We start from the raw sequence: 24,927 nt of genomic DNA, 5'->3' as shown, positions 1-24,927 counted from the left end.
ACCTCCATTTCTAATGTTGTGCGGGGGTTGACTTTAACGGGTCGACTCTCGCACAACTAATTTACCCACCAAACGCACCGAGCCAGCCTCCTCATCTTTTATCAGCCGATCGAAAAGCGCTTTAGCAGCTAACTTGCCCATTTTCCCCATGGAGTGATCTACACTAGTAAGTTTAGGAGTTGTGTATTCGCAAATAGCCCGGTTATCGAACCCACAAACGGAAATATCTTGAGGAACCCTTTTGCCTTTAGCCTCTAAAAAGTTGAGTACCTCTACGGCCACCATATCATTATAGCAAACTATACAGTCGTAAGGTAATTCAGCAAGCCCCAGCTTCAGCCTTTCTTGTGCTTTAAAAATGTCTTGCACAAAAAGGGTATCGCATGGTGTCAAGTCTTCTTTTTCCAAAGCCCTGTTGTAGCCTCGCAGTCTTTCTCCATCATTTAACAAGCTTTCGGAAATGCCAACATAAAGCATTCGCTCACAACCCGTTTTAATCAGGTAAGTACCCAGTTCAAAAGCATCGTGAAAATCTTGATAGCCGATATTAGCAAACTTGGTATGACTAAATACCCTGTCGAAAATCACCACCTCAATTCCATTGGCCTCCGCCCTTTCCAGATAGTCCATATCGGTGGTTTGTGCCGAAGGAGAAATGAGGATGCCCTCCACATTAATAGCCGAAAGTGTCTGAATAAGCTGCCTCTCCTTTTCAACCGATTCATTCGATTGGCAAATGATCAGGTTGTAGCCATGGCCATTGGCCACTTCTTCGATACCGGCAAGTACGCGGGCAAAGTAGTCATCACCAATATTGGGCACAATAATACCAATAAGCTGAGTTTTGCTAGTACGCAGCGAACGAGCCACCGAGTTTGTCTGGAAGTTCAGGCGCTTGGCAGCATCCTTTACTTTGGTAACTAACTCACCTTTTCGAGCTCCAATTTTACCACTCAAAATACGAGACACCGTAGAGGCAGAGATGCCTAACTCATCGGCAATATCCTTCATAGTAGGTGGCCTGCGCCCCGAATCCTTTTTTCTAGCATCCATAGTGAGTACTCAAACTTGAGTATACTCAAATATAGTATGAAAAGTTTTTTGAATTGGATTAAAAAGTAGCCCCGCTAGGAATCGAACCTAGATCTAAAGTTTAGGAAACTTCTATTCTATCCATTGAACTACAGGGCCAAGAATCTAGCCTATGCTATCCTCCCGATGCCTCGGGAAAACTGCTGGCCAAGCTGGATTTCAATTTTCATGATTCAAAAAACAAAATCCAAAGCATTGATAAAGAAATTGAAGTGGTTAAAACAGATTCGTTAACCACCTTCTACCTTCTTGTTAATAGTAACTATCCTTTAAATAGTTCGGGAAAATCTGAAAATGACGCTTTTTCACTTTTTCCATTAGCACCTCGCGAAACTCGTCCATGTTCTGCTTTTCCGTAGCGGAAATGAAAACAGCATCGTTTTCAGCCTTGTTCATGTACGTGCGCTTAAGGTCATCGATGGTCGGTGGCGGGTTGTCCATCTCTTCAAGCAGCTCTTCATCTAACTGCTTAAACTGATCGATCTTGTTGAATACCAAAATGGTTGGTTTGTTGGTCGCCCCAATTTCAATCAGCGTTTGGTTTACCGTTTCCATCTGATCCTGAAAATAAGGATGCGAAACATCGATTACGTGCAAAAGTACATCCGCTTCAAGCACCTCTGCCAGGGTTGACTTAAACGACTCAATGAGGTGCGTAGGCAACTTGCGAATAAACCCAACTGTGTCTGAAAGCAGGAATGGAATTCGGTCTAAAACAACCTTTCTAACAGTAGCATCTACAGTGGCAAAAAGTTTGTCTTCGGCCAGCACATCGGCTTTAGTAAGCAAGCGCATAAGTGTAGACTTACCCACGTTGGTATAACCTACCAAGGCTACCCTTACCACACTTTGGCGCGACTTGCGCTGCACCTCATTTTGCTTTTCAATCTTCTCCAGCTTCTTTTTAAGCACCGTAATTTGGTTCCGGATCATACGCCTATCCGTCTCAATTTCCTTCTCACCAGCACCACCACGGGTTCCGGTTCCTCCTCGCTGTCTTTCAAGGTGCGTCCACATGCGGGTAAGGCGTGGCAACAGATAACTCGATCGGGCCAGTTCTACTTGCGTTTTGGCCTGTGCAGTTTGTGCACGCTCTAAAAAGATATCCAGAATCAGCAGTGACCTATCGTAGATTTTCACTTTAAGATCCCGCTCCAAGTTGCGAAGCTGCGAAGGCGACAAGTCATCATCAAAAATGATCACTTTAATGTCTTCTGCCTTTATGTATGTTTGAATCTCCTCAAGTTTTCCGCTCCCCACAAAAGAGCGAACATCGGGCTTATCTAAACGCTGTGTAAAAGACTTCACAACGTCAAGCCCTAGAGTTTTGGCCAAAAAAGCCAGTTCATCAAGGTATTCTACAACCTTTTCTTCAGGTTGCTCCTTGTTGATAAGCGCCACCATTACTGCGGTTTCCGCTTCAGTTTCGTATGTTAGATAACCTCCCATAAATTTCAGCTGCAAAAATACAACTAATCGATACCAAACTGAAATTTAACGATTAATCAAACCATTGGCCGAAAATCCGGGCTGCATTACCGCGCAATCCCCATCTTTGTATTACTTTCGAAACTGACGATAAAGACATGAAAATTATTGAAACCGGATTTGACGGCCTTTATGAGCTAGAGCCTAATGTTTTTGGAGACAAAAGGGGGTACTTTTTCGAATCTTTCAAAAAGTCTCTTTTTGTTGAGCTCGGCATTACCGAGGATTTCGTTCAAGACAATGAGTCGTTCTCTGTAAAAGGGACATTGCGTGGTTTGCACTACCAGCAAAACCCGCACGCACAGGCCAAACTTGTTCGTGTAGTTTCGGGCAAAGTGCTAGATGTAGCCGTAGACCTAAGAAAAGACTCGCCTACTTTTGGCAAGCACCACACCGTAATTTTAGATGCAGAAAAGCACAACATGTTTTTAGTTCCTGCCGGTTTTGGTCATGGCTTTGTAGCGCTAGAAGACAGCGTTTTCACATACAAATGTTCTAACTATTACAATAAGGAATCGGAAGGTGGAGTACTTTGGAGCGACCCTGTGCTAAACATTGATTGGGGAATTGAAAACCCAATTGTTTCAGAAAAAGATCAAGTTTTACCTACATTTGACGCTTATAAACAAAACCCTGTTTTTTGAGCTTGTTTTCACTTTTTAAGCGGAATAAAAACACCATTCCCGACCTTGGCCCAATCGAGGTTGACATTCACTCTCATTTAGTGCCAGCTGTTGATGACGGCATTCAATCCATTGAACAAGGCTTGACCATACTGCGCGAAATGGAGGCTTTGGGTTATAAAAAGGTAATTACCACTCCGCATACCATGTGGGGCTCTTACGACAATACACCCGAAAGCATTCTAGGTGGTTTAGAAAAAATTAAACAGGCCGCAAAAACGGAGGGCATTTCCATTACCATGGAGGCCGCAAGCGAGTATTTTCTAGATGAACATTTTATGGAAAGGCTAGAAAGTGGTCAGCAAATTCTCACCTTCGGAAAAAATTACGTTTTGCTAGAAACAGGTTTTATAAATGAACCTCCTCATCTAAAGGAGGCCTCGTTTCATTTAACCATGAAGGGCTACAAAATGGTGTACGCTCACCCAGAGCGTTACATGTACTTGCAAAATAACGACAAGCTAATTGAGGAACTTTTGGACAGGGACATTGTTTTTCAGCTTAACGCAGTTGCGCTTACAGGTTGTTACTCAAAACCAGTTCAAAAACTGGCCGAACGATTAATCGACATGGGCGCCATACGCATGGTGGGCACCGATTGCCACAACATGGGGCACATTAACCTTTTAAAAGAGGCAACTAAAACTAAATATTGGCAAAAACTGATCAAGCTCGATTTGATCAACAACAGTCTATAAGCATGAAGGTTTTTATTACCGGTGCAACCGGTTTGGTAGGCAGTTTTATCTGTCGTGAGTTATTAAGCAAAGGCCACAGCATTCGCGCGGTAAAGCGCAACACCAGTAAAATGACTTTGGTGGAAGATGTAGCCAACCAAATAGAATGGGTAATTGGCGACATGCGTGACTCACAGTTTCTTCATGGAGCGCTTGAAGGCATGGATGTCGTAATTCATGGAGCTGCCATTATTTCGTTCGATAAGCGCTTTGAAGACCGCATGTACAAAACTAATGTGTTGGGCACGGCCGACTTGGTAAACGCCTGTCTAAAAGTTGGGGTGAAAAAGTTTATGCACATCAGCTCTGTGGCCGCTATAGGCCGAAAGCCCGACCAAAAGTTTATAGATGAAAACGACCGCTGGGAAGGCACTAAATTCGATTCGATTTATGCCCGATCTAAATATTTGCAAGAGCTAGAAGTTTGGAGAGGAGCCGAAGAAGGACTTTCAGTAAAAATTGTAAACCCTTCTATTATTCTTGGTCCTGGCTTGTGGGGCGAAGGTGGTAGCACAGCTACTTTTAAATATGCTTATGATGAAAAAGGCTTTCATCCAGAAGGCACGGTAAACTTTGTGGACGTGCGCGATGTAGCCAAGGCCGTGGTAAAATTGGTTGAGTCTGATATTGAAGGCGAACGCTTTGTACTTAATGCCGGAACCCTTCGCTATAAAGATTTCTTCGGTAAAATTGCCACAGCATTTGGCAAAAAACCACCTACCAAGCAGGTAAAACCTTGGATGCTAAGCTTAGCAGTAGCTTTTGAATGGCTACGCTCTCGCTTTACAGGCAAAGAAGCCATGATTACGAGCGATTCGGCCATTCTTTCGCGCGCCAACTTTCATTTCAAAAACGATAAGATAATAAAGGCACTCGATTTTGAGTTTACCCCAATAGAAGAGTCCATTAGCTGGACAATTTCAGAATTAAGAAAAAAGTATCCGCTTTAAACTTAATATTCTGTTTTTCAATAAAATAACTAGCTTTGCACCCCGCCTGAGAGAAGGGATTTGCAGGGAGGAGATGAAATTTTCATTCGGACTATGTGGTTTTGAAATGGGATTTCAGTAATTTGAATAAACCAATTGACATCAATGCACGAAGATTATCCGAGCAGAGAAGAGGAACGCGGGCTGGTAAAACGATTCGAGGATCAACTCAAAAACAATAGTTTCCACTTTTTCGATGTTTCAGAATACGAAACCATCATTCAACATTATCTTGACCAATTTCAATATGGCAAGGGGTTAAAAGCCAGCAAAATTGCTTTGGAACAATACCCTTTCAGCCAAGAAATTAGTGTACTTACGGCTCAGTGCCACATTGGCAAGCAAGAGTACGATGATGCACTTAAGGTAATTGACAATGCCCAAAACCTTCACCCCAACGATGTCGACCTAATTACCATTAAAGGGAACATTTACTCCATTTTGGGTGAATACGAAAAGGCCATTGAGCTATTGGAAAACACACTCGATGTAGCCGAAGACAAATCTGAAGTTTACTATAACATAGGTCTTACCTACCAAACCAATGGCAAGTACAAAGATGCTATTAAGCAGTACAAAAGGGCCATTGAATTGAATATTAACCACGAAAACGCCCTTTACGAATTGGCCTACTGCCTTGACGTAACTGGCAAACTGGAAGACAGCGTGGCCTATTACCAACAATTTATAGATCGTGACCCGTACTCTGCTTACGCATGGTACAACTTGGGCATTGTTTACAACAAGCTCGAAAAGTATGAAGAAGCCCTAAAGGCTTACGACTATGCCTTGGTAATTGACGAGTCGTTCTCATCGGCTTGGTTTAATATGGGCAATAGCCTAATGAGTGTTGACAAATACCCTGAAGCATTGGAAGCATACAAAAACACGCTTTCGAACGAAGGGCCATCGGCAGAAGTATTCTGCTGCATAGGTGCTGCCTATGAAAAGATGGAAGAATACGACTACGCCATTAAGTACTACCGCAAGGCAGCTAAAGTAGACCAGTTTTATGAAGATGCATGGTACGGCATTGGCTGCTCTTTGGCAGCACAAGAAAAGTACTACGAGGCAATTCATTTTTTGAACAAGGCCCTGAAGCTGGACCCTGAAAACGCTAACTACTGGATGGCCATTGCCGAAGCAGAAGCGAACATTGGCAACATCGTTTCGGCCAAAGAAGCCTATCAGGAGGCTGCCATGCTAGAACCTGAGCAAAAAGAAATTTGGCTCGACTGGTCAATGATTTATTACGATCAGGGCGAGTTTCAACAGGCTATCGAACTCATTGAAAGGAGTTTAGAAGAGATTGAAGACGATTCTGACTTGCTTTATCGAATGGTGGCTTATCAAATAAATGCAGGACAATACAAAGAAGCCTTCACATATTTAGAAAATGCGCTAATTTTGGACTTCGAAAATCACGAGGTCCTGTTTGAATTCTTTCCAAAACTGGAAACTCAAAAGGCACTTTTCAAGATTATTGATCAATTCAGAAACAAAAACTAGATGCACTATTTTTTGACTAATGTGCCCGAAAGGACACAAAAGCCAAGGGACAAAGGTTTTACCATGGCCATGGACAAAGGCCTTAGCGTTCGTCAAGCGGAAGATTTTATCAACGTTTGTGGCGAATATGTAGACATTGTAAAGCTTGGCTGGGCTACTTCTTATGTTACACCAAATCTTAACGATAAACTGAATGTTTACCGCGAGGCGGGCATCCCATTTTACTTTGGCGGTACCCTTTTCGAGGCATTCATTGTAAGAGACCAGTTTGACGACTATCGCAAAGTACTCGATAAATACGAGGTACCTTTTGCGGAAGTATCGGACGGGTCGATTGAGCTGGACCACGACCTAAAATGTAACTACATTTCGAAACTCGCAGAGCAGGTGACTGTACTTTCAGAGGTAGGTTCTAAAGATGCAGAAAAGATTATACCTCCATACAAGTGGATTGAGCTGATGCAAAAAGAGCTTGATGCTGGTGCGTGGAAGGTAATTGGCGAAGCGCGCGAAAGCGGTAACGTGGGCCTTTTCCGTTCTTCTGGAGAGGTACGCTCGGGTTTGGTTCAAGAGATTTTGACCAAAATTCCTTTCGAAAAAATTATTTGGGAAGCACCTCAAAAAGCGCAGCAAGTGTACTTTATAAAGTTAATGGGCTCTAATGTAAACTTAGGCAACATCGCTCCAGAAGAGGTAATTCCACTAGAAACGATTCGCTTAGGACTTAGAGGCGATACTTTCGATCACTTTCTAGACCAAAAGTAAGCATGAATCGACTGGTCGATTACGTTTCACTTTACCTTAAAGGTATAGCCATGGGAAGTGCCGATGTTGTTCCTGGCGTTTCCGGTGGCACCATTGCCTTTATTACTGGCATTTACGAAAAGCTGTTGCAGTCTATAAAAAACTGCGACTTACAGGCTTTGAACTACCTGAAAAAGCTTGAGATAAAAGCACTTTGGGAGCACATAAACGGCACCTTTTTAGTAGTACTATTGGCAGGAATTGCCACAAGCGTACTATCACTGGCAAAAGTGATTACACCCCTTTTGGAAACACAGCCTATACAGGTTTGGTCATTCTTTTTTGGACTAATCGTTATTTCAGCGCTTATTATTCTTAGGGAAGTTAAGCAGTGGAATTTTGGGGTAGTAATAGCCATTTTGGTGGGTATAGGAGTAGCGTATTACATTACTTCATCTACTCCAGCTGAAACTCCAGACGAGCCTTGGTTTCTGTTTATTGCTGGTGCCGTGGCCATTTGCGCCATGATTCTGCCGGGCATTTCAGGCTCATTCATCCTCTTGCTTTTTGGTAAGTATGAATATGTACTTAGCGCCATTAAGGAATTCCGAATTGCCGATTTGGTCTTCTTTGGGCTAGGCTGCATTGTAGGTATTTTGAGTTTTGCGCGCTTGGTTAGCTGGCTTTTCAATAAGTACCACAACATTACTGTGGGCGTACTTTCTGGTTTTATGATTGGCTCTCTCAACAAGGTTTGGCCTTGGAAAAATACCATTGAAACCTATGTTGATCGACATGGAGAAATTAAGCCGCTGTTTCAGGTAAACGTTTTACCAAACGACTACTTGGCCAAAACTGGCGGAGAGCCATACTTTATAGAAGCTATTGGCTTTGCCGCACTTGGCTTTCTTTTGGTATTAGGTATTGACAGACTAGCAGCATATTTATCGAAAGACTAACATGAGAACGTTTGGATTAATCGGCTACCCGCTGTCCCATTCCTTTTCAAAAAAGTATTTCACAGAAAAATTCGAGAAGGAAGGGATCGAAAACACAGTTTACGAACTCTTCCCTCTTGAAACTATTGATGCGTTTCCCGAGCTCATCAAATCAACCCCGAACTTAGTTGGACTGAATGTAACCATTCCCTACAAACAAGCTGTAATGCCTTTTTTGGACGAGCTCGACCCAAAGGCCGAGGCCATAGGCGCAGTCAACACCATTAAGCTGGAAAATGGCAAACTAAAAGGCTATAACACAGATTATATTGGCTTTAAGGAATCGCTGATAAAGTTTGTGGGACCAAACCCGATGCCGCAACAGGCTTTAATTCTGGGAACTGGCGGAGCTTCCAAAGCAGTACAAGTTACCTTGGAAGACTTAGGCATTAGCTACCAGTTTGTTTCCCGCAAATCTGTAGATAACCAGTTGACGTACGATGAAATCACCTCATCACCCCATCACCTCGCAACTTCATCATTGATTGTAAATACCACCCCACTTGGCATGTCGCCAAACATTGAAGGCTTGCCAGACCTGCCCTACGAGCAACTTACGCCAAACCACTTTCTTTACGACCTGGTTTACAACCCACTAATAACCGCCTTCATGCAAAAAGGCATTAATGCAAACTGCTGGGTGAAAAACGGACTAGAAATGCTCCATGGCCAGGCAGAAGCAGCTTGGAAGGTTTGGAATGGCTAGACTCGCATAGCTGTTTTTTTGGCATAATTATTTCTATATTCTTCTCATCTGAAAAACACACATATGAGAAAGCTACTATTCCCTACCTGTTTATTGCTGTTTGTTTTTAATGCCATTCACGCCCAACATACATTTGAGCTAAATGTAAATTACGGTGTTGCTGGAAACTTTCAATTGGATTATGAACAGCCACAAAGCGAAGTTCCAGGTGGCTTCGTCTCCTTTTATAACAAGAACTTTTTGGGATCTATTGGCGGCATAGAATTTCAATGGAACATAAAAGATAGTAAGGCATCAATTGGCGTTAGTTATGATCGCGAATCGCACATTGGCGAAAAAAACTACAGCCAGTTAATAGGTAATGACACCTACCTTGAAATTATCGATTTCAAACTCCGCCACATCAACGAAATGTACAGCGTTTTTTACAAAAGAAGACTAAGTGAAAAGCTGCTATTAACTGGTGGTGCCTTCTTTGTTAACCCAAAAATGCAAGAGATTGAATACTACACTAATGCCTTCATAAACAGTACACAAACAATTGCCACACTCGTTTCCATACAAGAAAGAAATGGATCTAACTCAAACTTGGTAGATGCTGGATTCTTTATTGGGGCAGAATATTACTTTTATAAATCAGGCAACTTCCAAGTAGGCATTCAATCCAGACTTTTCCACACCACTAGTTTGGGCTGGTTTGAAACCATTACCCTTACACCTAAACTAAGGTATACATTTTAAACTCACACCTTTCACCAAAGAGTAACCTAGTAATTTCTAAATTCTTAAACCCAAAACTCACAATTGATGTTAGATTTGGGTAATGGACTTCAAACTCACTTCTGAATATCAACCAATGGGCGATCAGCCCAAAGCCATTGAAAACCTAAAAGCTGGTATTAATGCTGGCGAAGAAGCTTTGGTGCTACTTGGTGCAACGGGTACTGGTAAAACATTTACCGTAGCCAACCTTATTCAGCAAGTGCAAAAACCGACACTCGTACTTTGCCATAACAAAACCTTGGCGGCTCAGCTGTACGGAGAGTTCAAGCAATTCTTTCCGGAAAATGCGGTGGAGTATTTTATCTCGTACTACGACTACTATCAGCCGGAAGCTTTTATTCCTACCAGCAACGTTTATATAGAAAAAGACCTTTCTATTAACGATGAAATTGAAAAGCTGAGACTAAGTGCCACTTCGTCTCTACTTACTGGCCGCAGAGATGTAATCGTCATTGCTTCGGTTTCGTGCATTTACGGTATCGGTAACCCCGATGAATTCGGTAAAAATGTGGTGCGTTTGCAAGTGGGCGATGTGGTTCCGCGCAACCAGCTGCTCTTTGCCTTTGTAGATATTCTTTATAGCCGAACGGAAGCGGAATTCAAACGCGGTACTTTCCGCGTAAAGGGCGACACGGTAGACATCTTTATCGCCTACGGTGATTTTGCCTATCGCATCTTCTTTTGGGGTGATGAAATTGAAGCCATTCAAAGAATTGACCCTGTTACGGGAAAGAAAATCTCGGATGAAAAGATCATTACCATCTTCCCTGCCAACCTTTTTGTAACGGGCAAAGAAGTGCTAAACCAAGCCATTCACGAAATTCAGGATGATTTGGTAGAAAGGCTCAATCAGTTTGAAGAAGACCGTAGATTTTTGGAGGCCAAGCGCCTTAAAGAACGTACCGAGTTCGATTTGGAGATGATGCGCGAACTAGGCTATTGTTCAGGCGTTGAGAACTACTCGCGCTACTTTGATAGAAGACAACGCGGCCAGCGCCCCTTCTGTCTGCTCGATTACTTTCCAGAAGACTACCTAATGGTAATTGACGAAAGCCACGTAACCGTACCGCAAGTACGCGCCATGTGGGGTGGCGATAGGTCGAGGAAGGAAAATCTGGTAGAATTTGGCTTCAGGTTGCCTTCTGCACTTGACAACCGCCCACTAAAGTTTGATGAATTTGAAGGTTTGACGAACCAAGTGGTTTATGTTTCGGCTACACCTGCTGACTATGAGTTGACCAAAACCCAAGGGGAAGTGGTAGAGCAGATCATTCGTCCTACCGGCCTGCTAGACCCTAAAATTGACGTGCGCCCTTCGCAGAATCAGATTGATGATTTGCTGGAAGAAATTGATGACAGGGTAAAGAAAGAAGAACGCGTGCTGGTAACCACACTTACCAAGCGAATGGCGGAAGAGCTAACCAAATTTCTGGAAAGAGCCGGTGTAAAAGTGCGCTACATTCACTCTGAGGTAAGCACCCTCGATCGTGTAGAAATCCTTAGAGAACTACGGCTTGGTATTTTTGATGTGTTAGTTGGCGTGAACCTTTTGAGAGAAGGGCTCGATTTACCCGAAGTTTCGCTAGTAGCCATTTTAGATGCCGATAAAGAAGGGTTTTTGAGGAATCAGCGCTCTTTAATTCAGACCATTGGTCGTGCTGCCCGAAATGAAAACGGCCACGTAATTATGTATGCGGATACAATCACTGAGTCTATGAGCAAAGCCATAGACGAGACCAACAGAAGGCGTTCCATACAGATGGCCTACAACGAGAAGCATGGCATTACCCCGAAAACAATTCTTAAATCGAAAGAAGCCATTATGGGCCAAACCAGTGTGGCCGACTCTAAAAAAGGTGCTAAAACTTACTATGTAGAGCCAGAAGAGCAATCCGTAGCGGCAGACCCTGTAGTAGCCTACATGGACAAAAACGGACTCGAGAAAATGATTCAGAAAACACAGAAGTCCATGGAAAAAGCTGCAAAGGAGCTAGACTTTATCGAAGCCGCTAAATTGAGGGATGAATTAAACGAACTGAAAGCGCTGCTTTCTTCTAAAGAATAGTTCAACCTTAAATCATCTGAGCTCAAATTAAACAGTCCCCTTTCCCCAATCTTTCGATTACCCTTATTCTCTGCCCCTAGCAGGAATCATATCCGTGATTTGCCAAAAATCAGGCAGAAATCACACCCACTTTTCAATCGTTTCCATTTATTTCAAATCCAACCAATCCATATGTTAACTCTAAATTGATTACTTTACGTAATTATTAACTGAATAGGTTGTTTATCAAACCTACTTCTAACCTTTTTACTAAAAATGAGAAAACAGTGGATTCCAGGATTCTCCATCCTGATTTTGTTAGCGCTACTTAGCCTGCTAGATATGCCTTCGACAGAAGCAGCAACAGCAGACCCAAACTTAGATGGCGGTGACACAGCTTGGATGCTAGCCGCAACCGGACTTGTATTATTAATGACCCCAGGCCTTTCCTTCTTTTATGGCGGAATGGTAAGCAAGAAAAGCGTGATATCTACCATGCTACAAAGCTTTATCTGCATGGGCATAATTACATTGGTTTGGGTTGTATGCGGTTTCAGCCTAGCATTTGGCGATTCGATTGGTGGCTTTATAGGCGACCCTACAACTTTTGCCTTTTTTAAAGGCGTAGGCGCAGCTACGCAATCAGAGTTGGCACCAACCATTCCGTTTGTGCTTTTTGCCCTTTTTCAAATGAAGTTCGCCATTATTACTCCTGCCCTTATTACAGGTAGTTTTGCCGAGCGCGTTAGGTTCTCCAGCTTCCTTTTGTTTATCATTTTATTCAGCATAATTATTTACAGCCCATTGGCGCACATGACATGGCATCCTGAAGGCTTTTTAAGAAAATGGGGTGTGCTAGACTTTGCCGGAGGTACTGTTGTGCACATGTCTGCCGGATTTGCCGCCATAGCAGCGGCCATTATTCTGGGCAGAAGAAAAAATCATGGTACTGCGGTTCACCAACCAGCCAACGTACCTTATGTATTGCTGGGGACTGGCTTGCTGTGGTTCGGTTGGTTCGGCTTTAATGCAGGCTCAGCCCTTGGCGCTAATGGCGATGCCGCCTTGGCATTTGCCACCACCACAGTTGCATCGGCAGCTGCCATGCTTGCTTGGGTATTTTACGATGCCCTTATGGGCAGAAAGATATCCGGCTTAGGCGCTTCGATTGGTGCAGTGGTCGGCTTAGTGGCCATTACGCCTGCTGCTGGTTTTGTAACTATTGGGCAAAGCGTTTTCATCGGTGTGGCCGGTGCCATTGTTTCGAACATTGTGGTGTATTACAAAAACAAAACGGGTATTGATGATACACTTGATGTATTCCCTTGCCATGGCGTGGGCGGAATTGTAGGAATGATACTTACAGGAGTTTTTGCTAAAGATGTAGGCCTGATTTACGGAGATCCTTCAACCTTCTTAAAACATATGGCTGCGATATTCTTGGTGGGCGGTTTCACTTTTGGGCTATCATACCTTTTGTTTAAAGTTACTAATGCCATTATACCAATGCGCGTAACAGAGCAAGCAGAAGATTTGGGCTTAGATATAAGCCAACATAATGAAAGTATTGTGGTAGAAGATATTGCCGCAGAAATAGAAGGTACAATGCAAAAAGCATCTTAACCCTGGCTTCCCTCAACCAACCAGGTTAATAACCTTTACTACTAACTATGATTAAGCCTTACTTCGAATGGAGTAAGGCTTTTCTTTTTATCGAAAAGGACTGAATTCTCTTTCAAAATGAAAAATTCCTTCCAAGAATGATGTTTTAGCATACAAAATACCGCTATTCAAATACTACAATACTTCCTTATATGTTGTAGAATTTCACTATTCTCCTCTAATATTCTACGAACCTCAAATTATTCATGGTTTATCGGCACTCTGGTAGTGTATTGGCAACTCTACTGGCCAAACCAAAATTCGAAATCATGAAAAAATTAATAATTCTTACACTACTACTATGTTTTTCTACCCTTGCTATGAGTCAGACAGAATACGACCGATGGAGATATAAACTCGGGGTCACTCATATGGGATTGGATATTAGATACAACGATGGTCAGTACAACTTTAGCGACCTCCACAATGTGGGTTTTATTGTGGGTACCGAATACTACATCAACCCAAGTTTAAACGCAGCTTTGAATATATCGAGAGGTAAAGCCCGCCACGAAAGAGAATTTAGAGCATTGATTACCGATGCAGACCTTAGGTTAAACTACAAATTCAATAATGGCTACATTTTGAAAGAAGACGCCTTCTTCGCTCCATATATATCGGCAGGTTTAGGGTTTTCTCATCTTAAAGAACAAGAGTACTATTTTGACGAGTTTGAGGGTGGTCACGCAATTATGCCCCTAGCCGTAGGTGCAAACATGAGAATTAATGACAAAACTGACGTTTATACGGAAGCGGCACTTAAAAAATCACTTGACGATTCTTACAACTATACACAGTTTAATATAGGCGTAAAATTCTCGCTAAAGAAAGATAAAGACAGCGATAACGATGGCTTGATAGACAGAAAAGACGAATGCCCAGAAGTTGCCGGTCCATCTACCAACAATGGTTGCCCGCTAGCTGATGACGACAATGATGGTGTTCCAAACTTGTATGATGCATGCCCTACAATTCCTGGTAGTATAGATGGCTGCCCTGATCAAGACGGTGACAAAGTACCAGACATGTATGATGTTTGTCCTACAAAAGCCGGGTCTCCTGAAACTGCCGGTTGTCCTGATAGAGATGAAGACGGTGTGATCGACTCACAAGACCCTTGTCCGAACAAATTTGGTACAATGAACGGCTGTACTTTGGAAGATTACCAAAATATTACTCCTGAGTCTGAAGGGAGCATAAAAGTACAATTGATCGAAGCGGCTGAAAACATTCTTTTTGAACTAGACGAAGCCACTTTAACTGAAGGATCTTACGAACCATTGAACGATATTCTTGTAGTACTGAGGGAAAACCCTGAGATCAAGCTTGACATTAACGGTCATGCAGATTCAACAGGCTCAAGTGACTACAACATGAACTTATCGCAAGAGAGAGCGGAAACTGTAAAGGAATATTTCATTGAAAATGGAATTGCCGAAAGCAGACTGATGGCACAAGGATTTGGCGAAAGAGCACCAAGAACTGATAATGATACCTCTGGCGAAAGAGCCTTAAACAGAAGAGTAGATATTGACTTTATTATCTCGAATAAGTAAGGTAAACTAAATAGATAAGCTTAAGCCCGATGAAATTCATCGGGCTTTTTTTATGTTCCACTACTCAGTACTATTTTTCCTCTATCATGCTTTGAAACATCTCTCATAAAAGATCTAAAATCTTCATATAGCTGAGCTTCAAACACCCCTTCATTTACCTTAATTTCACGAATAAACTGAAGCGTACTGGTTTCATTATCGAAAGAGTACTCAAGCTTATAACTGCCGAACTCAGACTCTATTGAAACAGGCTCCATTTCAAATTCCATTCTGAAACTTTCTGGTATACTTAAGTTAACCGTATCTATATCGTAGTAACCAAAATCCATTAAAATTGGTGAAACCCTATCGGAATCTTTGGGTGGACTTACACTTATTCTATTAAGTACATTTGGATTAAGAAAAAGCCTACTACCGCTTTTAGATGCAAACTTTGGAATATTCAACGATATAGTTTCTTTGAGAACTGGGCTTTCAGCTGATCGAATATCCTCATATTCAAAAGAGCCTAAATTGAATGTAGGCAAATCAATTGTCTTTAAAAGGTACTTGCGCATATCACTTTCACCTTCAGTAGCCCTCCAGTAATTCTGTCCATACTGTTTACCTGTAAATTCCGTACTAGCTACTACTTCAGCATCACCATTTTCTGATAATGTTATATTTATTACTCTAGACTGCCTGCTGTCTTCGGCTTTATACTTTGGGGTTTTCACTAATACTCCCCCATCTTCTGTAACCATTAGGCCATATCGATTATCCGTAAAACTCCCCAAGAAATTAAATGGCGCAACTTGACTAGTGCATTCCAACCAAACAGTATCTTGCTCCATTGGCACGGCCAAAATTACATGATTGAACTGTGTACTGGCAAAATCACTCTCAATAGCATCGGCTCCTGCCCCACCATAAATAGCAACATAGTTAGAGCTAATTCCTGCATGTTTTAATAAACTGTAGGTGTAGTTGGTGAGTGCTTTACAGTCTCCATAACCTGTATCTATTACTTCTTGCGCAGTAAAGGGCTGAAACCCACCAATACCTAGTTGAATACTCACATACCTTGTCTTAGACTGCATATACTCATAAATAAGCCTAACTTTTTCCCTTTCTGAAGCAACATTTTCTACCAAGGCATTAATCTCTTGTTTGGTGCCGTCACTAAGTGCATCTCTTCCTTTATTCAGAGCCCCAAGCCATTTGCCAAAAGTGTTCCAATCCTTGAGGTTTCCTTCATAACCTTCCATCGCAAACTCAGTTGGTGCCAAAAGCACATGTGGGCTAAGTTTGGCTATTGATTTTCCTCTATACTCTTGCTCCTTTGGCTTTCTTGAGCTTACCTCCCACCTTAGGACATCCATCCCTTCCTCGCTTGACATTTCTGGCTCACCAACGTCATTCAGTAAATGATATTTTACCTCATAATTTTTGGGCTTTCTAAGGGTATATGATGAGACCTCTATTCCTACCCTTTCAAAAACCTCCGGTTTAAACTCAGGGAAATAGAGCATACTTTGATAATCATACTCAAACGAATACTCAACAGTAAAAGGGTACTCATATGCTGGCGGAGCATAATATTTAACTTTGTTATCATCGTACAAGGAAGATGAAGAGGTAATATTAACATCTTCAATTTCACTGTTTTTTACCTTATCCAGCCTTTCACCGTTTTTATCATAATAGGCAATTTCAACTTTCTTGATTTTTCTAAGCCCGGTATAGGTTTGATAAAAAACGGCCAAGTCTCTGGCGTCTTCATTAAAAATCGTAATAGCCTTTTTTACGCTATAAGTAGCTGCAGAAAAATCATGGATCTCAAACTCTTGCTGTGAATCCCGAATGATAGCATCCGCACCTTTCCTTAGTGCTGGCTCAATCAATTCAATATTATACGCTTGCCCAAAAAGGGACTTACTTATAAGAACAAGCAAAAGAAGTTTTAGAGCACGCATATTATTCAACCTTTTTCTTTAAAACCACTTGCTCTTCTTGCTTCGCAATTATTAGCTCGTAAAGCTTTTTCAAACTGGGATATTCCTGCTGCACGTATGTCAGCTTAGACAAATTAAACCTTACCATAATTTGTATCAAACCCTCCTGAACAGCGGTAGTATACATATACTTTCCACCATTTTCTGGTAGAACAAGACTCATAGGTTTTGGGGTCTCTACAACCTCATAACCATCTGGCACCTTTATTTTGAATATATAGGTATTAGCAATTGGCTCGGCAAACTCTACTGGATAGAGCCGTTCTTCCAGTTTAAATGGGTTTTCAGTAGCCATTTTTATCAAGAGGGGGTTAAGAAAAATATTGTCTCCAATCTCATTCACTCCCATATCTGAAGTAAAGTCATAAGTTATTTCGAGAGATTGCTCTGGATCTTTAACATTTTTTATCTCTAAATTTTCTACCTCACCTGTCTTATAATCATCCAAAGACTCCTCATCTTCTTCTGCGTCACTCTCTTCAGTAGTTTCAGCTTTTTCCTCTTCTTCATACAAAGAAGCTCTAAGGTCTGCTGCAGAGCTACTCCTTAAAACAACCTGCATTTTCCCCTCTAATGCACCATCATCATTCAGACTGAAATCCCCAGATATAACCTTAGAGTTTATCTCATTATTTAAATTTAAATTAATCCATTGTGGACCATTAGCCGTAATCCTCAACCCCTCACCATTAAGGGCTCTGCTAGGCAGAACGTTATATGGTCTAAATTTGTCAGTAGCATCAAGTAAAAACTCTTCTTCGCCAATCTTAACATAGAGAACCAAGTAGTTGAACTGCCTAACAACAGGCACAAACTTATTTACATAACCATTTCCTCTCGTGCTAAGAATAACTGGGTCGACCTCAAACCCTGCATGTTTTAAAAATTGAGCAAGTGTGATATTAATATCCGCATTATCGCCTTCTGCTTCGCTCCAAAGCTCTTTAGAGGAATCTACTACTCTATAGGAAGCCCTTTTATTCCACTTAAAATGGTCACGAACAAAATCATAGATTTCAACCATACTCTCTTTATCGGTCTTCCAGCTTTTCTCTTCAGGGTAAATCCTTCTAACAGCATTGTTTTTATTAATTGCACCACCCAAGTCATCTCTCTCAAACATTTCGGTATTTATGGAATTCCAATTTTCCATGTAAACCTCGGTTCCATAGCCTGGCACTGAAATGGACTTTATTTCAAACTCAACTCTTGACCTATAATTTTCAATTGTTGATACATACGGTTCTTTGGTTAACGCAGGAACATCCTTCATAATAATGTGGTATAAGCTATTGGCTGTATTTTGATATACCGGTGTTTGGTAGCCCTGAAATTTCGGTTGATAAGTTCCATACTGAGGCATGTGGAGTTTATACTCTGAATAAGCTACAGGTATTGAAGATTGAAAACTCCAAGAAGGTAAACTATACAAGCTTCCTGCATTCCTACGATATGTATACTCAATAACCGAACCTACTTTGGCATTAGGAAAAGACACCTTTTTGGACCAAAACCGATCATTTACTTTTTCAGTAATCCAATCTCGTTTTGATATCTCATGCTCAACAACTTTGCCATCTTCAAGATTGTAAATACTTGCTTTTAAACGCCCATAATCGGTCTCCCCTTTAATATAGTTAAGGGTTAAATCTGCATAATCAAGGCCATCTTTGTCAAGTATCTTTATCCGAACATGCACCTCCATTGACATGGCCAAATCATTCTCTCGAAATGTAGCCTCTCCAAAATCAATTAAATAAACAGCTGAAGCACTAGAATCGTGCTTGTAGTGGGTCATTTCTAACTCCTCAATACTCACCTCACCATAGTCTGGCTTTTCTGGTACTTGTGCTAAACAATTAGAAAATAGCAAAAAAATAAAAAGTGTTGTGATTGTGGCTTTTATGTTCATTATAAATTCGGTTAAAAAATGGAAAATACTTGACCAAGCCTTTAAGAGCAAACAATTAAACCAAACAATTCATTAATTCTTAATCACTAAAACCATATGTTTTTGATCTTTAAAAAGTTACTAATAAAAACAAAAAGCCGTACACCTTAAAGATGCACGGCTTTTATTATGTCGAATTAAATTAGTCTTATTTACCAGCAGCGTAACGCTTGCTCACTTCTTCCCAGTTAATTACACTGAAGAACGCTGAGATATAGTCAGGTCTTCTGTTCTGGTAGTTTAGGTAGTAAGCGTGTTCCCACACATCAAGACCCAAAATTGGTGTACCACCGCAGCCTACGTTTGGCATTAACGGGTTGTCTTGGTTAGCCGAAGAGCAAACCTCTACTTTTCCGCCAGAATGAACACAAAGCCATGCCCAACCAGAACCGAAACGAGTAGCTGCTGCATTAGAAAATGCTTCTTTAAAACCATCGAAAGAACCGTAAGCCTCTTTAATCGCATCGGCCAATTCGCCAGAAGGCTCGCCACCACCGTTTGGAGACATTACCGTCCAGAAAAGGTTGTGGTTGTAGTATCCTCCACCGTTGTTTCTAATAGCGCCATTGTCACTGTTGTTCTCCAATAGCTCTTCAATACTTTTTCCTTCCATGTCGGTACCTTCTACAGCACCATTCAATTTAGAAGTATAACCAGCGTGGTGTTTTCCATGGTGAATTTCCATGGTTTTTGCATCAATATGTGGTTCCAATGCATCGTGTGCATATGGAAGTTCAGGTAATTCAAATGCCATTTTTGTTATGTTTAATTTGATGAAAAAATAATTTCAATTTCTAAGCTCAGCAAAGAACCGTTTGATCAAAGCCTCGCTCTCCATACCCAACAAACCTGAGCTTACTTCTGTTCGCGGATGCAACAAGTTTTTCCCTTTTGTGGTAAAACCGCGCTTACCATCGCTTGCAGCATAAACCAGTTTGCCAAGTTGCGCCCAGTATAAGGCACCTGCACACATAGCGCAAGGCTCTAAGGTAACATATAAAGTGCACTCATTTAAGTACTTTGCTCCCAAAGCATTTGCTGCGGCCGTAACCGCCAACATTTCGGCATGAGCGGTAACATCGTTTAGCCGCTCTGTTTGGTTGTAAGCGCGCGATACAATCTGCTTCTCTACCACCACAACCGCCCCTACTGGCACCTCGCCTTCTTCATAGGCAATTTGGGCCTGTTTTAAAGCTTGGTTCATAAAGTGTTCATCGCTGTGAATAGAGAGCTCCATTTTGCTGGGTTTTCATGCAAAACTACCCCCAAATGCTAAAAGTATTGCTAAATTTGCGACTCATTTTTAAGTAGAATACCATGTTGAGAACACATACTTGTGGCGAACTAAGAATAGATAATGTAAATAATGAGGTAACGCTATCTGGCTGGGTGCAGAAAATTCGCGATAAAGGCGGATTGATGTGGATTGACCTTCGCGACAGATATGGTGTTACTCAGCTTACGCTAGAAGAAGGTAGAACACCTGAACAAGCACTAAAAACTGCCCGCGAATTGGGTAGAGAGTTTGTAATTTCTGTAAAAGGAAAAGTAATAGAGCGCTATTCTAAAAACGACAAGATTCCAACCGGAGAAGTGGAAATTGATGTACAAGAAATCAATATCCAAAATGCTTCTAAAACACCTCCTTTTGTAATAGAAGACGAAACAGACGGTGGTGAAGACCTGCGCATGAAATACCGCTACTTAGACTTAAGAAGAGGAGAAGTACGTAGAAAACTAGAGCTAAGAAGTAAAATGGCCAATGCTGTAAGAAACTTCTTGAGCGACCAAGAATTTATTGAGGTGGAAACGCCTGTACTTATAAAATCAACTCCAGAAGGCGCCAGAGACTTTGTGGTACCTTCTAGAATGAATCCGGGCGAATTTTATGCCCTGCCGCAATCTCCACAAACCTTTAAGCAGTTGCTTATGGTTTCGGGCTTCGATAGGTACTTTCAAATTGTAAAGTGCTTTAGAGATGAGGATTTAAGAGCCGACCGTCAGCCAGAATTTACCCAGATTGACTGCGAAATGTCCTTTGTAGAAAGAGACGATGTGCTCGATACGTTCGAGGGCATGACCAGACACCTATTCAAGTCGATTAAAGGCGTAGAGCTCGGTGAATTCCCTCGCATGGAATATGCCGAAGCCATGAGCAAGTACGGTAGCGACAAGCCAGACGTACGCTTTGGAATGGAGTTCGTAGAATTGAACGATGTTGCCCAAAACAAAGGCTTCAATGTATTCGACCAAGCTGAGCTAGTGGTAGGAATTTGCGCCAAAGACTGTGCAGAATACACACGCAAGCAGCTCGATGCACTTACCGACTTTGTAAAAAGACCTCAGGTTGGCGCCAAAGGTTTGGTGTATGTAAAATGCAATGTAGATGGCACTTTTAAATCTTCGGTAGACAAGTTCTACTCACAAGAAGACCTAAAAGTTTGGGCTGAAAAAGCTGGTGCTGAAGCTGGCGACCTAATGCTGGTACTTTCTGGCGCTACCAATACCACACGCAAGCAAATGAACGAATTGCGCTTGCACATGGGCAAAGAGCTTGGCCTAAGAAAGAAAGACGAGTTTAAACCACTTTGGGTGGTGAACTTCCCACTACTGGAATGGGACGAAGAAACCGAGCGTTTCCATGCTATGCACCATCCGTTTACCTCGCCATTGAAGGAGGACATTGCAAAGCTTGATACCGCACCTGGTGAAGTAAGAGCAAACGCCTACGATTTGGTAATTAACGGTGTTGAGATTGGCGGTGGCTCTATTCGTATTCACGATAAAACAACACAGGCACTTATGTTCAAGCACCTTGGTTTTACGCCAGAAGAAGCGAAAGCACAGTTTGGCTTTTTAATGGATGCTTTTGAATATGGGGCACCTCCACACGGTGGCATTGCCTTTGGTTTCGATAGACTCTGCGCCATGTTTGGTGGTTCAGACAGCATTCGTGATTACATCGCTTTCCCTAAAAACACATCAGGACGTGACGTAATGATTGACTCTCCTTCTGTCGTAAATAATGCGCAGCTTGACGAGTTAGGCATTCGTCTTAAAGAAGATTAAGCAAGTTTAGCCTTGGCGGGTTTTGTAAAAATCCGCTAAGGCGTATCTTGTAGCTTCGGACTTTTTAATACTCAATGAAAATAACACTAACACCGAAGTTTTATATGCGACTCAGCCTAGTGCTGGCCGTACTGCTTTGGCTTATCGTTATTCTTATTGATGTGCTGCAGCTTCTGGCAATTCGCAGCGATTTGGATTTGGGTATTCGGGCTGAAATTCCTCGCCTTATCGAAGCCCTTTTCTATGTCTTCATTGTTATTTACTACCGTTTTAAAATTAGCAATGTAGAAAGTGGCAACTTTGTAGACCTGCTTTGGCGGGTATTTGCAACAGGCCTTGTCACAACCATTATCTCCCTAATATTCCGGCTGTTTTATAGCTCTATTGATGGCACAGCGCTGGCCAACAACGAGTTTCTCATTACGGCACTTTACGACATTAACAAAGCACTGATCTCAGTATTCCTTATCAGTACTTTTACGGTTTGGAAAAGGTTGATCTTATACCAGAAATCGAAAAGGCTGGTCTTTTACTGGAATACCTTTGAGGCAGGTTTAATGCTTTCTATTCTGTTTAACCTTACGGGGTATAACTTGCAAAGCCACCTGTGGTTCCAAATTCTATTTGTCGCCTTGGGCGGTATGTCCATTGTGCTTTCCGGTAACCTTAAGTGGGTAGCCTACCTTAACTTTAAGCAAAAGTGGAAGAGCATTCTACTGATTCTGCTCATCATTATTTACATTTTCTACTTCTTCTCTTACCTATACACACCACCTGAAGAATCGCTGGCCTTCTTGCAAGATATTGACAGCCTATTCCTAATTGTGCTGTTTACCTTCCTTACGTTTTACAGTATCTTTTCTCTCTTGGTTATCCTGTTCAACCTACCGACATCATCGGTTTTTGAACAGAAAATGGAAGAAGCCATCAACTTTCAGCGGCTTAGCCAATCTATACAGCAGGGCGAAAATGAAGACGAAATATTCGATGTACTGCTAACCTCATCGATGAGCGCGGTATATGCCGATGCCGGTTGGATCGAAATCAATTCACATGACAAGGAGTCAAAGTTCATTGCCAAGCACATTAGCCGCGAGAAGATAAACCAGGTTAAGGAACATACGCATCGGGCGAAAAGCCGTACGGTAATGAAAAACCCTTTCTCTTCGGACAAAGATTCGGAGCGGGTTTTAATCACACTAAAAAAATCTACTTACCGCTCTGTTTTTATAGTGCCTATTACGGTAAAAAGTAATGTGGTTGGCTTTATGTACTTGCTCAACGAAGTTACCGATGGCTTCAACAAGGAAATGATCAACATCATCAACACATTTGCTAGCCAGGCCAGTGTGTCCGTTGAGAACTTCCGCTTGATGGGCGAAGCCATAGAAAACGAGCGTTACAAAGAGGAGTTGAACATTGCCAAAAGCGTACAACGGGCGCTGCTGCCAGAGCAGCTCGACCATAACGATGCTTTTCAAATTCATGCCTTTACCGAAGCCGCTGCAGAGGTTGGGGGCGACTATTACGATACCTTTAAACTCAGTGACACCAAGTTTGCCATTGTAATTGGTGACGTTTCGGGTAAAGGAACTTCTGCCGCATTCCACATGTCGCAAATGAAGGGGATTTTCCAAAGTTTGGTTCAATTAGACCTTAGCCCTAAAGAATTCCTGATTCACGCCAACACGGCACTTAGTAAGTGTTTGGAACGCACCTCTTTCATCACGCTTACGTATTACATAATCGACACCGAAAAAAGAGAAATAGAATATGCACGAGCCGGCCACTGCCCAACCCTTTACTATGATAAGCAGAAAAAAGAAGCAGACTTTTTTCAAAACAAAGGGCTTGGACTAGGGATTATGCGCAACGATAGCTACAAAAACTTCATCGAGGTTAATAAGATATCGTTCAACAAGGAAGACATTTTGGTGCTATACACCGATGGAATTTCTGAAGCCACTAATTCTGAGAAAGATGAGTTTGGCTTTGAAAGAATGAAGAGCCTTTTGGAAAAGAATGCACACTACGATCCTGTGATGATTCAGAAGGTATTTATAAGCAAACTCTATGAGTTTTGTGAACGCAAAGATTTGGACGATGATTATACAATAGTGGTGATCAAGTTTAAATGAAATACGTAGAATTAAATAGCGATGCTAACAATAGATAAACAAAACGAAAACCATTTTCTGCTTATTCACGTAAGTGGAGAAGCCGATGCAAGTTCATCCATTCATTTGGATAAAGCCATAAGAGATGCGATGGACGAAGGAATGCCACAAATCCTAATCGACTGTACCAATCTTAACTACATATCTTCGGCCGGACTGGGCGTGTTTATGTCCTACATAGAAGAGATCAATCAAAAATCGATCAGCTTTATCATTTTTGGCCTTTCTGAAAAAGTGCTGAAAGTGTTTGGAATACTTGGCCTAGACCAACTTTTAACCATTAAAAAAGACAAAGAAGAAGCTATTGAAACGTTAAATGCCGTATAGTTTTAACATACCGAGCAGTAAAAACCAGCTTAGGCTGATGCGCAAGTACGTAACAGAAGTGCTGGCAGATCATCATGTTTCTGAAATAGAAACTAACATGATGGTGCTAGCCGTTGACGAGGTTTGTGCAAACATTATTATCCATGGCCATGCCGGCAAAGATTTTGAAAAAGTAAGCCTCTCAATCGACTTCAAAACCGAGGGCGTTCAATTTGAAATCATCGATTATGGCCATGCCTTCGACATTGTTAATTATGAAGAACCCATTATTGGCGAACTGATTAAAAACAAAAACAAGGGAGGTATTGGCATTATGTTGGTTAAGAAAATCATGGATAGCATAGAATTTCAATCTACACAGAACAAAAACGTTCTTCGCCTCTTCAAAAAAGTTACCTTCGAGGATTAATTGCCTTCG

Annotated in this window: 21 protein-coding genes and 1 tRNA gene; 15 read left to right on the top strand and 7 right to left on the bottom strand. The window is 41.8% G+C overall.

All coding sequences use genetic code 11. The features are described from left to right. Nucleotides 1-33: 33 nt before the first annotated feature. The 3 genes from BMW98_RS05060 to hflX form a co-directional block, all read right to left on the bottom strand. Nucleotides 34-1,053, bottom strand: coding sequence for a LacI family DNA-binding transcriptional regulator (locus BMW98_RS05060; protein ID WP_090257429.1), 1,020 nt, complete (start codon nucleotides 1,051-1,053; stop codon nucleotides 34-36). A 66-nt stretch (nucleotides 1,054-1,119) separates the two neighbouring features. Continuing rightward, nucleotides 1,120-1,191, bottom strand: a tRNA-Arg gene (locus BMW98_RS05055). A 153-nt stretch (nucleotides 1,192-1,344) separates the two neighbouring features. Then, nucleotides 1,345-2,541, bottom strand: coding sequence for a GTPase HflX (gene hflX / locus BMW98_RS05050; RefSeq protein WP_090257428.1), 1,197 nt, complete (start codon nucleotides 2,539-2,541; stop codon nucleotides 1,345-1,347). 137 nt (nucleotides 2,542-2,678) lie between these two features. On the opposite strand from hflX, the gene rfbC reads away from it, so the two are divergent. From rfbC to BMW98_RS04995, 11 genes are all read left to right on the top strand, one after another. Beyond that, entirely contained in the window at nucleotides 2,679-3,224 is a 546-nt protein-coding gene (gene rfbC / locus BMW98_RS05045; RefSeq protein ID WP_090257427.1) for a dTDP-4-dehydrorhamnose 3,5-epimerase, read from the top strand. Beyond that, nucleotides 3,221-3,961 (top strand): tyrosine-protein phosphatase, encoded by a 741-nt coding sequence (locus BMW98_RS05040; protein WP_090257426.1) that lies wholly within the window; start codon nucleotides 3,221-3,223, stop codon nucleotides 3,959-3,961. The genes rfbC and BMW98_RS05040 overlap by 4 nt, the downstream gene beginning before the upstream one ends. 2 nt (nucleotides 3,962-3,963) lie before the next feature. Next, a complete protein-coding gene (locus tag BMW98_RS05035; RefSeq protein ID WP_090257425.1) occupies nucleotides 3,964-4,950 on the top strand; it encodes an NAD-dependent epimerase/dehydratase family protein in 987 nt (328 codons plus the stop codon). A 144-nt stretch (nucleotides 4,951-5,094) separates the two neighbouring features. Next, nucleotides 5,095-6,498: a tetratricopeptide repeat protein gene (locus BMW98_RS05030; protein WP_090257424.1), complete on the top strand. Its 1,404-nt coding sequence runs from the start codon at nucleotides 5,095-5,097 to the stop codon at nucleotides 6,496-6,498. Next, complete coding sequence (locus BMW98_RS05025; protein ID WP_090257423.1) at nucleotides 6,499-7,263, top strand: phosphosulfolactate synthase; 765 nt, start codon at nucleotides 6,499-6,501, stop codon at nucleotides 7,261-7,263. Nucleotides 7,264-7,265: 2 nt separating this feature from the next. Further along, nucleotides 7,266-8,201: a polyprenyl-phosphate transporter gene (locus tag BMW98_RS05020; protein ID WP_090257422.1), complete on the top strand. Its 936-nt coding sequence runs from the start codon at nucleotides 7,266-7,268 to the stop codon at nucleotides 8,199-8,201. 1 nt (nucleotide 8,202) lies between these two features. Then, a complete protein-coding gene (locus BMW98_RS05015; protein ID WP_090257421.1) occupies nucleotides 8,203-8,946 on the top strand; it encodes a shikimate dehydrogenase family protein in 744 nt (247 codons plus the stop codon). 63 nt (nucleotides 8,947-9,009) lie between these two features. After that, nucleotides 9,010-9,687: a hypothetical protein gene (locus BMW98_RS05010; protein ID WP_090257420.1), complete on the top strand. Its 678-nt coding sequence runs from the start codon at nucleotides 9,010-9,012 to the stop codon at nucleotides 9,685-9,687. Between the two features lie 82 nt (nucleotides 9,688-9,769). Continuing rightward, entirely contained in the window at nucleotides 9,770-11,794 is a 2,025-nt protein-coding gene (gene uvrB / locus BMW98_RS05005) for an excinuclease ABC subunit UvrB (protein WP_090257419.1), read from the top strand. Nucleotides 11,795-12,049: 255 nt separating this feature from the next. After that, nucleotides 12,050-13,396 carry an ammonium transporter gene (locus tag BMW98_RS05000; RefSeq protein ID WP_090257418.1) on the top strand — a complete coding sequence of 449 codons (1,347 nt, stop codon included), beginning with the start codon at nucleotides 12,050-12,052 and terminating at the stop codon, nucleotides 13,394-13,396. A 308-nt stretch (nucleotides 13,397-13,704) separates the two neighbouring features. Next, the gene (locus tag BMW98_RS04995) at nucleotides 13,705-14,991 is read left to right on the top strand and encodes an OmpA family protein (protein ID WP_162844684.1); all 1,287 of its coding nucleotides are present in this window, start codon (nucleotides 13,705-13,707) and stop codon (nucleotides 14,989-14,991) included. A 50-nt stretch (nucleotides 14,992-15,041) separates the two neighbouring features. Here the strand turns inward: BMW98_RS04995 and BMW98_RS04990 are convergent, their stop codons facing one another. The 4 genes from BMW98_RS04990 to BMW98_RS04975 all read right to left on the bottom strand — a co-directional run bounded on the left by BMW98_RS04990 (nucleotide 15,042) and on the right by BMW98_RS04975 (nucleotide 20,173). Then, nucleotides 15,042-16,925, bottom strand: a complete 1,884-nt coding sequence (locus tag BMW98_RS04990) for a DUF3857 domain-containing protein (protein WP_170836506.1) — start codon at nucleotides 16,923-16,925, stop codon at nucleotides 15,042-15,044. Nucleotides 16,926-16,947: 22 nt separating this feature from the next. After that, complete coding sequence (locus BMW98_RS04985) at nucleotides 16,948-18,804, bottom strand: DUF3857 domain-containing protein (RefSeq protein WP_162844683.1); 1,857 nt, start codon at nucleotides 18,802-18,804, stop codon at nucleotides 16,948-16,950. 280 nt (nucleotides 18,805-19,084) lie between these two features. Continuing rightward, the gene (locus BMW98_RS04980) at nucleotides 19,085-19,690 is read right to left on the bottom strand and encodes a superoxide dismutase (protein ID WP_090257414.1); all 606 of its coding nucleotides are present in this window, start codon (nucleotides 19,688-19,690) and stop codon (nucleotides 19,085-19,087) included. Nucleotides 19,691-19,723: 33 nt separating this feature from the next. Then, nucleotides 19,724-20,173 carry a nucleoside deaminase gene (locus tag BMW98_RS04975; protein WP_090257413.1) on the bottom strand — a complete coding sequence of 150 codons (450 nt, stop codon included), beginning with the start codon at nucleotides 20,171-20,173 and terminating at the stop codon, nucleotides 19,724-19,726. 80 nt (nucleotides 20,174-20,253) lie between these two features. Between BMW98_RS04975 and aspS the strand changes: the two genes are divergently transcribed. The 4 genes from aspS to BMW98_RS04955 all read left to right on the top strand — a co-directional run bounded on the left by aspS (nucleotide 20,254) and on the right by BMW98_RS04955 (nucleotide 24,918). Next, a complete protein-coding gene (aspS, locus tag BMW98_RS04970) occupies nucleotides 20,254-22,005 on the top strand; it encodes an aspartate--tRNA ligase (RefSeq protein ID WP_090257412.1) in 1,752 nt (583 codons plus the stop codon). Nucleotides 22,006-22,109: 104 nt separating this feature from the next. Then, nucleotides 22,110-24,143, top strand: coding sequence for a GAF domain-containing SpoIIE family protein phosphatase (locus tag BMW98_RS04965; RefSeq protein ID WP_090258217.1), 2,034 nt, complete (start codon nucleotides 22,110-22,112; stop codon nucleotides 24,141-24,143). A 21-nt stretch (nucleotides 24,144-24,164) separates the two neighbouring features. Further along, nucleotides 24,165-24,509 carry an STAS domain-containing protein gene (locus tag BMW98_RS04960; protein ID WP_090257411.1) on the top strand — a complete coding sequence of 115 codons (345 nt, stop codon included), beginning with the start codon at nucleotides 24,165-24,167 and terminating at the stop codon, nucleotides 24,507-24,509. Beyond that, the gene (locus BMW98_RS04955) at nucleotides 24,499-24,918 is read left to right on the top strand and encodes an ATP-binding protein (RefSeq protein WP_090257410.1); all 420 of its coding nucleotides are present in this window, start codon (nucleotides 24,499-24,501) and stop codon (nucleotides 24,916-24,918) included. Before BMW98_RS04960 ends, BMW98_RS04955 begins: the two co-directional genes overlap by 11 nt. The last annotated feature ends 9 nt before the right edge of the window (nucleotides 24,919-24,927 follow it).

It is taken from the genome of Roseivirga pacifica (assembly GCF_900111145.1).
In the GTDB taxonomy this organism is placed as follows: Bacteria; Bacteroidota; Bacteroidia; order Cytophagales; family Cyclobacteriaceae; genus Roseivirga; species Roseivirga pacifica.
This window is presented reverse-complemented; position numbering and strand designations above follow the sequence as displayed.